The sequence below is a fragment of the Bradyrhizobium sp. UFLA05-89 genome (assembly GCF_059803475.1).
In genome coordinates this window covers 89,220-98,512 of record NZ_JBANBA010000022.1, presented here as the reverse complement: position 1 = coordinate 98,512, position 9,293 = coordinate 89,220, and the positions used below count along the sequence as shown (strand labels likewise).

8 protein-coding genes are annotated in these 9,293 nt (G+C 63.4%); 7 read left to right on the top strand and 1 reads right to left on the bottom strand.

Going from position 1 to position 9,293, the window contains the following annotated elements:
- A partial coding sequence (locus SO139_RS14675; protein WP_498540181.1) for a thiamine pyrophosphate-binding protein occupies nucleotides 1–1,621 on the top strand: 1,621 nt, incomplete at its 5' end.
- A 92-nt stretch (nucleotides 1,622–1,713) separates the two neighbouring features.
- Here SO139_RS14675 and SO139_RS14670 read toward each other — a convergent pair.
- Complete coding sequence (locus SO139_RS14670; RefSeq protein WP_449377508.1) at nucleotides 1,714–3,093, bottom strand: LLM class flavin-dependent oxidoreductase; 1,380 nt, start codon at nucleotides 3,091–3,093, stop codon at nucleotides 1,714–1,716.
- Between the two features lie 211 nt (nucleotides 3,094–3,304).
- Here SO139_RS14670 and SO139_RS14665 point away from each other — a divergent pair, with 211 nt between their 5' ends.
- The 6 genes from SO139_RS14665 to SO139_RS14640 all read left to right on the top strand — a co-directional run bounded on the left by SO139_RS14665 (nucleotide 3,305) and on the right by SO139_RS14640 (nucleotide 9,200).
- Nucleotides 3,305–4,690 (top strand): M20 family metallopeptidase, encoded by a 1,386-nt coding sequence (locus SO139_RS14665; RefSeq protein ID WP_449377507.1) that lies wholly within the window; start codon nucleotides 3,305–3,307, stop codon nucleotides 4,688–4,690.
- 81 nt (nucleotides 4,691–4,771) lie between these two features.
- Nucleotides 4,772–5,683, top strand: coding sequence for an amino acid ABC transporter substrate-binding protein (locus SO139_RS14660; protein ID WP_449377506.1), 912 nt, complete (start codon nucleotides 4,772–4,774; stop codon nucleotides 5,681–5,683).
- 113 nt (nucleotides 5,684–5,796) lie between these two features.
- On the top strand, nucleotides 5,797–6,528 hold the full coding sequence (locus SO139_RS14655; RefSeq protein WP_449377505.1) for an amino acid ABC transporter permease: 732 nt from the start codon (nucleotides 5,797–5,799) through the stop codon (nucleotides 6,526–6,528).
- A 2-nt stretch (nucleotides 6,529–6,530) separates the two neighbouring features.
- On the top strand, nucleotides 6,531–7,223 hold the full coding sequence (locus tag SO139_RS14650; protein ID WP_449377504.1) for an amino acid ABC transporter permease: 693 nt from the start codon (nucleotides 6,531–6,533) through the stop codon (nucleotides 7,221–7,223).
- A 190-nt stretch (nucleotides 7,224–7,413) separates the two neighbouring features.
- Nucleotides 7,414–8,145, top strand: coding sequence for an amino acid ABC transporter ATP-binding protein (locus SO139_RS14645; RefSeq protein ID WP_449377503.1), 732 nt, complete (start codon nucleotides 7,414–7,416; stop codon nucleotides 8,143–8,145).
- 194 nt (nucleotides 8,146–8,339) lie between these two features.
- Nucleotides 8,340–9,200: a D-amino-acid transaminase gene (locus SO139_RS14640; protein WP_449377502.1), complete on the top strand. Its 861-nt coding sequence runs from the start codon at nucleotides 8,340–8,342 to the stop codon at nucleotides 9,198–9,200.
- Nucleotides 9,201–9,293 lie beyond the last annotated feature (93 nt).

Here is a 9,293-nt window from a genome sequence, read left to right as displayed (position 1 = left end):
GCTCAAGGACGAAGGCATCACGCATCTGTTCGGGAATCCCGGCACCACCGAATTGCCGATCATGCATGCGCTGAAGGACCATCTCGATCTCACCTATGTGATGGCGATGCAGGAAAGCCTGGTGGTTGCGATCGCCGACGGCTTCAGCCGCGCCTCCGGACAACTTGTCGCCTGCAACGTCCATGTCGCGCCCGGCCTCGGCAATGCCATGGGCTCGCTCTACAACGCGCAGTTCACGGGCACGCCGATGATTTTGACCGCAGGCCAGCAGGAGCAGGGGCATGGCCTGATGGAGCCGGTGCTTTATGGGCCTTTGGTGCGGATGGCCGAACCGTTGGTGAAATGGGCGGTCGAGGTGACGCGCCTGGAGGACCTGCCGCGCATCGTGCGCCGCGCCGCCAAGGTCGCGACCACGCCGCCGACCGGCCCCGTGTTTATCTCGTTGCCCGGCGACATCCTCAATAGCGAAGCGGGCATTGATCTTAGCCGTTCCACCCGCATCGATGCGCACACAAGGCCGTCTGATGAGGCGTTGAAGGCATTCGCCGCACGACTCCTGAAGGCCGAGCGTCCCGTCATCGTCACGATGGACGAGGTGGTCAAGAGCGACGCGCTGAAGGAAGCCGCCTCACTCGCGGAGCTCTTGGGGGCAGCCGCCTATCAATCGTCCACGGCCTATGGCGCGCATTTTCTCTCCGAGAGCCCGAGTTTCGTCGGTACGCTTGCGCGCCTCCAGAAGGTGGCGCGCGATACGCTTGCGTCTTACGATCTGCTCATCGCGCTGGGCGGCGATCCGTTGCGGATGTCGGTCTACAGCGAGGTCGACCCGCTGCCGGATGGACTATCCATCGTGCAGGTTGGTCTCGCCGATTGGGAGATCGCCAAGAATTTTGGCGCGGAGATCGCGCTCAAGGCTGACGTGAGGGAAACGCTGCGCGCGTTGATGCCGGTGCTCAAGGAAATGGGTGGCGCGGCGCTGGAGCGGCGCGCGAAAGAACGTCTCGCCGAACTTGCGCCGAAGAACTGGACCGCACGCCGCGCCGCGCTGGTCGAGCAGATCACGAAGGCGAGGGACCGCTCGCCTATCGACCCCGACTGGCTGACGTTGCAAATGGTCGAGGCGATGCCCGACAACGCCATCCTCGTGGATGAGGGCCTCACCTCCGGCCGCCAGATCGCGAGCCTGCGCCCGCATCGCGACCGCTACGGCTATCACGGCCTTGCCTCCGGCGGCATCGGCTGGGGCCTGCCGGCCTCCGTCGGCATCAGCCTGGCCAACCCAATGCGGCCTGTGGTCTGCTTCTCCGGCGATGGAAGCGCGATGTATTCGATCCAGTCGCTCTGGACCGCCGCCCACCACAAGCTGCCGTTGACGATCGTGATCGCCAACAATGGTGGCTACCGCATCATCAAGCAACGCCTGCTCGCCTTCCACGGCGATGACAATTACGTCGGCATGGATTTCGTCGACCCGCCGGTGGATTTTGCCGGGATCGCGCGGTCACTGGGATGCGAGGCGATCAGGGTGAACGATCCTGCCGAGTTGAAGTCCACGCTGTCGTCCGCCTTCAACCGCCCCGGCACCAAGCTGATCGAGGTGATGGTGGACGGGAAGGTGTAGGGTACGAGGCTTCCCCAATGTCGTCCTGGCGAAAGCCAGGACCCGCAATCGAGACAAAAATCTGAAAAACAACCCCATGCAAAGTAGCCAGCCTACCCTTTCCTCCCCACCCGATAACCCGCGGCCGGGTGCGGCGCGGTGAGCCGGGCGCGGCCTCCTCCGAACAGTTTTTCCCGCAGCGTGCCCTTCGCGTACTCCGCCTTGTAGCGGCCGCGCCGGGTCAGCTCCGGCACCAGCATGTCGGCGATATCCTCGAAATCGCCGGGCGAGATCGCAAACGCTACGTTCAGCCCGTCGACGTCGGTGGCCTCGAACCATTCCTCGATCCTGTCGGCGACCATCTCCGGCGTTCCCACCACGACCGGGCCGGCACCGCCGATGCCGACATGCTCGATGACGTTGCGCACGGTCCAGACGCGATCGGGATCGGCGCGGGTGACGTTGTCCATCGCGCTGCGGCCGGCATCGTTCTGCACGTGACGGACCTGCTGATCGAGCTCGTAGCCGGAAAAATCGACGCCGGTCCAACCGGACATCAGGGCCAGTGCGCCTTCGGGGCTGATGTGGCGGCGGTAGTCGGCGTATTTCTCCTTCGCCTCAGTCTCGGTCCGCCCGAGGATCAGCGTCATCATCGAGAACATCAGGATCTCGGCCGGGTTGCGCCCGAGCTCGGCCGCCGTCTGACGGATGGCAGCAACGCGCGGTGCGATCACCTTCGCGGATGGTCCGGACATGAACACGCATTCGGCATGCTGGGCCGCGAACTGCCGGCCGCGCGGCGAGGTGCCGGCCTGGTAGAGCACGGGCGTGCGTTGCGGCGACGGCTCGCTCAGATGAATCGTGTTGTTGAGCCGGAAATTCCTGCCCTCATGCGCGACGCGATGCACCTTTGCCGGATCGGTGAAGATGCCGCGCGCGCGGTCGCGCAGCACCGCATCATCCTCCCAGCTTCCTTCCCAGAGCTTGTAGACGACCTCCATATATTCGTCGGCAATGTCGTAGCGATCATCATGCGCGGTCTGCTTGTCCTTGCCGGCGGCGCGCGCCGCGCTGTCGAGATAGCCGGTGACGACGTTCCAGCCGATCCGCCCCTCGGTCAGATGGTCGAGCGTCGACATCCGCCGCGCGAAGGGATAGGGCGGCTCGAAGGAGAGGTTGGAGGTAACGCCAAAACCGAGATTCTGCGTCACCGCGGCCATCGCCGAGAGCAGCAGCAGCGGCTCGTTCGACGGCGTTTGCGCTGCGTTGCGTAGTGCGGCATCGGGGCTGTTGCCATAGACGTCATAGACGCCGAGCACGTCGGCCAGGAACAAGCCGTCGAAGCGGCCGCGCTCCAGCGTCTTCGCCAGATCGATCCAGTAGGGCAGGCGATTGTATTCGGCGGTGCGGTCGCGCGGATGGGTCCACAGGCCCGGCGATTGATGCGCGACGCAATTCATCGCAAAGGCGTTGAGCCGAATTTCTTTTGCCATGCTTGTCCCTCGGCGCCACTATACCTGGACTTGCCTCGATGCTATCGGTGCCGGGCAGTTGGCCAAGTTCTTGCATCCGGCTTGCTCTCGGCAAGGGCCAAATTCAAGAAGCTCCGGCCATTAGCAAGAGTCAATTGCCAACCCCCGCCACTTCCGAAAGACGGCGTATCCCGCTACGCTTGTTCCAAATCCAGGCTTGACAAAGAACGAAATGACCAGAGCCGACGCCATCGCCCGCGCCCGTGAGGATTTCTCATCCGGGGCGTTCCTCGCAGAGCTCGACCGCCGCGTCGCCTATCGCACCGAGAGCCAGAGCGCCTCGCGCGGCGCCGAGCTGCGTGCCTATCTGGAACAGGAGATGCAGCCTGCCTTTGCCGCGCTCGACTTCGCGAGCCGGCTGGTGGAATCGCCGAGCGGCAAGGCGCCGTTCCTGATTGCCGAGCATATCGAGAGCGCGTCCGCGCCGACCGTTCTGATCTATGGCCATGGCGACGTCGTCGACGGCATGGAGGGCGAGTGGCGCGACAATCGCGATCCCTGGCGCACGACGACATCAGGTATTCGCGTCTATGGACGCGGCACCGCCGACAACAAGGGCCAGCACAGCATCAACATGGCCGCACTTCGCGCGGTGCGCGCGGCACGCGGCGGCAAGCTCGGCTTCAACGCCAAATTCGTCGTCGAGATGGGCGAGGAGATCGGCTCGCCCGATCTCGGCAAGGTCTGCGATCTCAACCGCGAGGCGCTGAAGGCCGATCTCTTCATGGCCTCCGACGGGCCGCGCCTGTCGGCGGATCGCCCGACGCTGTTCCTCGGCTGCCGCGGCGGCATCCGCATCCACCTCGACGTCAACCTGCGCGATGGCGGAAATCACTCAGGCAATTGGGGTGGCGTGCTCGCCAACCCGGCGACGATCCTGGTGAACGCGATTTCCACGCTGGTCGACGGCCATGGCCGCCTCCAGCTCGAGGCCCTGAAGCCGCCGCGCCTCACGAACCAGATCCGCACCATCCTTGCTGACGTTAAAGTCGAGCCGACGGAAGACGAGCCTACGCTCGCCGAAAACTGGGGCGAGGACGGATTGTCGGCAGCGGAGCGGCTCTATGCCTGGAACACACTCGAAGTGCTGGCGATGTCGTCGGGCAACATCGAGAAGCCGGCAAATGCGATTCCCGGCCACGCCAACGCCGTGCTGCAACTGCGCTTCGTGGTCGGCACGAAGATCGACGGTATGATCGACGCGATCCGCGCCCATCTCGCCGCAAAGGGATTTCCGATGGTCGAGGTGCGGGCGGCGCAGAGCTTTGCCGCCTCGCGCACCGATTTCGACAGCCCCTGGATCAAATGGGCCGCGGACTCCGTGCAAGCGACGACCGGCAAAGCGCCGGCGATCCTGCCGAATTTCGGCGGCTCATTGCCGAACGACGTGTTCTCCGAGATTTTGGGCCTGCCGACGATCTGGGTGCCGCATTCCTATCCCGGCTGCTCCCAGCATGCGCCAAACGAGCACATCCTGATGCCATTGACAGAGGAGGCGCTGACCGTCATGGCCGGTCTGTTCTGGGACCTCGGGGAGCTACCCCGTCCGCTCGGCTAGGTGAAGGGCTCCGAAAGTCACATTCTAATCCGGCCCGATTTATGCAAGCATCCGGCCGCCATTCCGTAAGGGGAGAAAAAAGTGAAACATTTCCGTAACTTCGGCCTCGCGCTCGCCGCCACTATGGTCGTGAGCCAGGCCAGTGCCGAGGAGCTGACCGGCACGCTCAAGAACATCAAGGATACCGGGGCCATCACGCTTGGCTTCCGCGATTCCTCGATCCCGTTCTCCTATCTCGACGACAACCAGAAGCCCGTCGGGTTTGCGATGGACATCTGCTACAAGATCGTCGACGCCGTGAAGAAGGAGCTCAAGCTCGACAAGCTCGAGGTCAAGCTCAACCCGGTGACCTCGGCCACCCGCATTCCGCTGATGGCCAATGGCACCATCGACCTCGAATGCGGCTCGACCACCAACAATGCCGAGCGGCAGAAACAGGTCGCCTTCACCAACACCCACTTCCTGACCGCGAGCCGCTACGTCTACAAGAAGTCGAGCGGCCTCAAGTCGATCGACGATCTGAAGGGCAAGACGGTGGTCTCGACCGCCGGGACCACGAACATCAAGCAGCTCACCGAAGCCAACGTCGCGAAGGGCCTGGGCGCCAACATCATTCCGGCCAAGGACCACGCCGAAGCCTTCCTGATGGTGGAGACCGATCGCGCCGTCGCCTTCGTGATGGACGACATCCTGCTCGCAAGCCTCGTCGCCGGCTCGAAGAGCCCGGCCGATTATGAAGTCTCCAAGGACGCGTTCTCCAAGCCCGAGCCCTACGGCATCATGCTGCGCAAGGACGATGCTGCCTTCAAGAAGGTGGTGGATGCGGCGACCGCGGCGCTCTACACCAGCGGCGAGGGCCAGAAGATCTACGACAAGTGGTTCACCGCCAAAATCCCGCCGAAGGGCCTGAACCTCAACACGCCGATCTCGGCCGAATTGAAGAACGAGTTCGCCAAGCCGTCGGACTCGCCGAACCCGGACGACTATAAGTAAGCCTCGGTCCCAAGGGATCAGGAGCATTGTCCGGCCATTCTGGAGAGGGAATGGCCGGACATTTGCATAGACGCTAACAGTATCTGTGATTGTCGCGTTCGCGCGGGGGACTCGTGAACTACAACTGGAACTGGGGAATTTTCTTCCAGCCGAACCCGATGGGCACAGGCACCTATCTCGACATGCTGTTGTCGGGACTGGTGCTGACGCTCGAGACCGCGGTGCTGGCCTGGATCATCGCGCTGATCACCGGCTCGATCGTCGGCGTGATGCGCACGCTGCCGTCGAAGGCCGCCTACTGGTTCGGCTTTTGCTGGGTCGAGTTCTTCCGCAACATGCCGCTGCTGGTGCAGCTCTTCCTGTGGTTCTTCGTGCTGCCGGAAATGCTGCCGAAGGCCGCCGGTCTGTGGCTGAAGCAACTGCCGAACGCGCCGTTCTGGACGGCGGCGATCGGCGTCGGCCTGTTCATGTCGGCGCGCGTCGCCGTGCAATTGCAGGCCGGCATCGGCTCGCTGCCGCGCGGGCAGCGGATGGCGGCGACCGCGCTGGGCCTGACGACCGTGCAGGGCTATCGCTACGTGCTGCTGCCGATGGCGTTCCGCATCATCCTGCCGCCGCTGACCTCCGAGTTTCTCAACACCATCAAGAACACCGCGGTGGCCATCACCATCGGCCTGCTGGAATTGACCGGGCAGGCGCGCTCGATGCAGGAATTCTCGTTCCAGGTGTTCGAGGCCTTCACCGCCGCGACCATCCTCTATCTCCTCGTCAACGCCGTTGTCGTGACCGCAATGCGCTTCCTCGAGCGCTGGGTCGCGATCCCCGGCTACATCACGGGGAAATAGCGATGCTCGGCAATTTCGATTTCGACGTCATCCGCCGCGCGCTGCCCTATCTGTTCTACGAGGGCATGACGTTCACGCTGATGCTGACCGCGCTCGCCGCGCTCGGCGGCCTGGTCTTCGGCACGGCAATCGCATTGATGCGGCTGTCCGGCTACAAGCTGCTCGGCCGCATCGCCGGTCTCTATGTCGACTTCATGCGCTCGCTGCCGCTGGTGCTGGTCATCTTCTGGTTCTACTTCCTGGTGCCCTATATCGGGCAGTGGCTGACCGGCGCGCCGCGGCCGATCAAGGTCGGCGCGTTCGCCTCCTCGCTCATCACTTTCATCATGTTCGAGGCGGCGTATTTCTCCGAGATCATGCGCGCCGGCATTCAGTCGATCTCGCGCGGGCAGCCGGCCGCGGCGAACGCACTCGGCCTGACCTACGCGCAGACCATGCGCTACGTCGTGCTGCCGCAGGCGTTCCGCAACATGCTGCCCGTGCTGATCACGCAAACCATCGTGCTGTTCCAGGACACCTCGCTGGTCTACGTGCTCTCGATCACGGATTTCCTGGGCGCGGCGAGCAAGGTCGCGCAGCGCGACGGGCGTCTCGTCGAGATGTACCTGTTCGCCGCCGTCGTCTACTTCACCATCTCCTGCATTGCGTCCTTCGGCGTTCGTCGCCTGCAGTCGCGCATCGCCATCATCCGCTAGGTGGATTGTGAACCTGAGATTTCGAAATGCGGTGCCCCTCACCTCTCCCATAGGGAGAGGTCGGATCGCGTCAGCGATCCGGGTGAGGGGTTTCGCTCCATCGATAGACCTGAACCCTCACCCGACGCTGCGCGTCGACCTCTCCCTATGGGAGAGGTGATCCGCATTCGTTGATACGCTTGAGTCACACATGATCGAGATCAGTCACGTCGACAAATGGTACAGCACCTCGTTCCAGGTGCTGAAGGATTGCACCACCAATGTCGCCAAGGGCGAGGTGGTGGTCGTCTGCGGCCCTTCGGGCTCGGGCAAATCCACGCTGATCAAATGCGTCAATGCGCTGGAGCCCTTCCAGAAGGGCGATATCACGGTTGACGGCACCAAGGTCAATGATTCCAAGACCGATCTGCCAAAGCTCCGCTCGCGCGTCGGCATGGTGTTTCAGCACTTCGAGCTCTTCCCACACCTGAAGATCATCGACAATCTCTGCCTTGCGCAGGAGAAGGTGCTGGGGCGGGGTCACGACAAGTCGATGGCCAAGGGCATGCAGCTTCTGGAGCGCGTCGGCTTGAAGGAGCAGGCGCAGAAGTTTCCGGCGCAGCTCTCCGGCGGCCAGCAACAGCGTGTTGCCATCGCGCGCGCGCTCGCGATGGATCCCATCGCCATGCTGTTCGACGAGCCGACCTCCGCCCTCGATCCCGAGATGATCAGCGAGGTGCTGGACGTCATGGTCGACCTCGCCCGCGAAGGCATGACCATGATGGTCGTCACCCACGAAATGGGCTTTGCCCGCAAGGTCGCCAACCGCGTGATCTTCATGGACCGTGGCGAGATCGTCGAGGACGCCCCGAAGGACGACTTCTTCGGCAAGCCCAGAAGCGACCGCGCACAGAAGTTCTTGTCGAAGATTCTCTCTCACTAACTCCGTCTTCATCCCCATTGCGCAATGGGGATGGCCCGCACGGCCAGGCACGGAATCCATGACAGCGAGCGGTGGTTATGGATTCCGGGCTCATTTGCTTCGTCGCGCCCCGGAATGACAGTTGAGGGTTTATCGCCGCCCGCGAATTTCGTATAGGAGCAGGCAATTCCCGCATTCCCGACAGGAGACCTGCCTTGGACTCGATCGCCTACGTCAACGGCTCTTTCGTCCCGCTTTCGGAAGCCAAAATCTCCGTCCTCGATCGTGGCTTCCTGTTCGCCGACGGCATCTATGAGGTCGCTGCCGTGCTCGACGGCAAGCTGGTGGACAATGCCTCGCACCTGGCGCGCCTCGAACGCTCCGTCGGCGAGATCAAGCTCAAGCTGCCCGAGACGGTCGAGCGCATCACCGGGATCCAGAAGGAGCTCGTCGCACGCAACAAGCTTGCCAATGGCCTCGTCTATCTCGAAGTGACGCGCGGCGCCGACGCGGGGCGCGATTTCGCTTTCCCCAAGGGCGACGTCAAGCCGACGCTGGTCATGTTCGTGTCCGAGAAGGACATCGTCAATGCGGCCTCGGCCAAGACCGGCATCAACGTCATCACGGTGCCTGACATCCGCTGGGAACGGCGCGACATCAAGAGCGTGGCGCTGCTGGCGCAAGTCTTGGCAAAGCAGGCCGCCGCCGAAGCCGGCGCGGGTGAAGCCTGGATGCTCGAAGACGGCTTTGTCACCGAGGGCGGCTCGTCGTCGGCGTTCATCCTGACCCAGGACGACGTCATCGTGACGCGGCAGAATTCGAATTCCATCCTGCCCGGCTGCACCCGCAAGGCCGTGGTTGCACTCGCCGAAGAGCGCCAGCTCCGCGTCGAGGAGCGCGCCTTCACCGTCGCTGAAGCGCTCGCCGCCAAGGAAGCCTTCATCACCAGCGCCTCTCTCTTCGTGCAGCCGGTGGTCGCGATCGACGGCAAGCAGGTCGGCGGCGGCAAGCCTGGCCCGATGGCGACACGGCTGCGTGAGATCTACGTGGAGTTTGCGAAAGCGACGGGGGTTTAAGCCACATACTCAGCTATCGTAGGGTGGGCAAAGGCGCGCTTGCGCCGTGCCCACCATCTCTCCACGAGTGCGATAGAAGTGGTGGGCACGCTT

Excerpts from the sequence above, each read along its gene's own strand:
- SO139_RS14650 (WP_449377504.1), top strand. The coding sequence starts at position 6,531 with ATGCTCGGCAATTTCGATTTCGACGTCATCCGCCGCGCGCTGCCCTAT.
- SO139_RS14665 (WP_449377507.1), top strand. The coding sequence starts at position 3,305 with ATGACCAGAGCCGACGCCATCGCCCGCGCCCGTGAGGATTTCTCATCC.
- SO139_RS14645 (WP_449377503.1), top strand. The coding sequence starts at position 7,414 with ATGATCGAGATCAGTCACGTCGACAAATGGTACAGCACCTCGTTCCAG.
- SO139_RS14670 (WP_449377508.1), bottom strand. The coding sequence starts at position 3,093 with ATGGCAAAAGAAATTCGGCTCAACGCCTTTGCGATGAATTGCGTCGCG.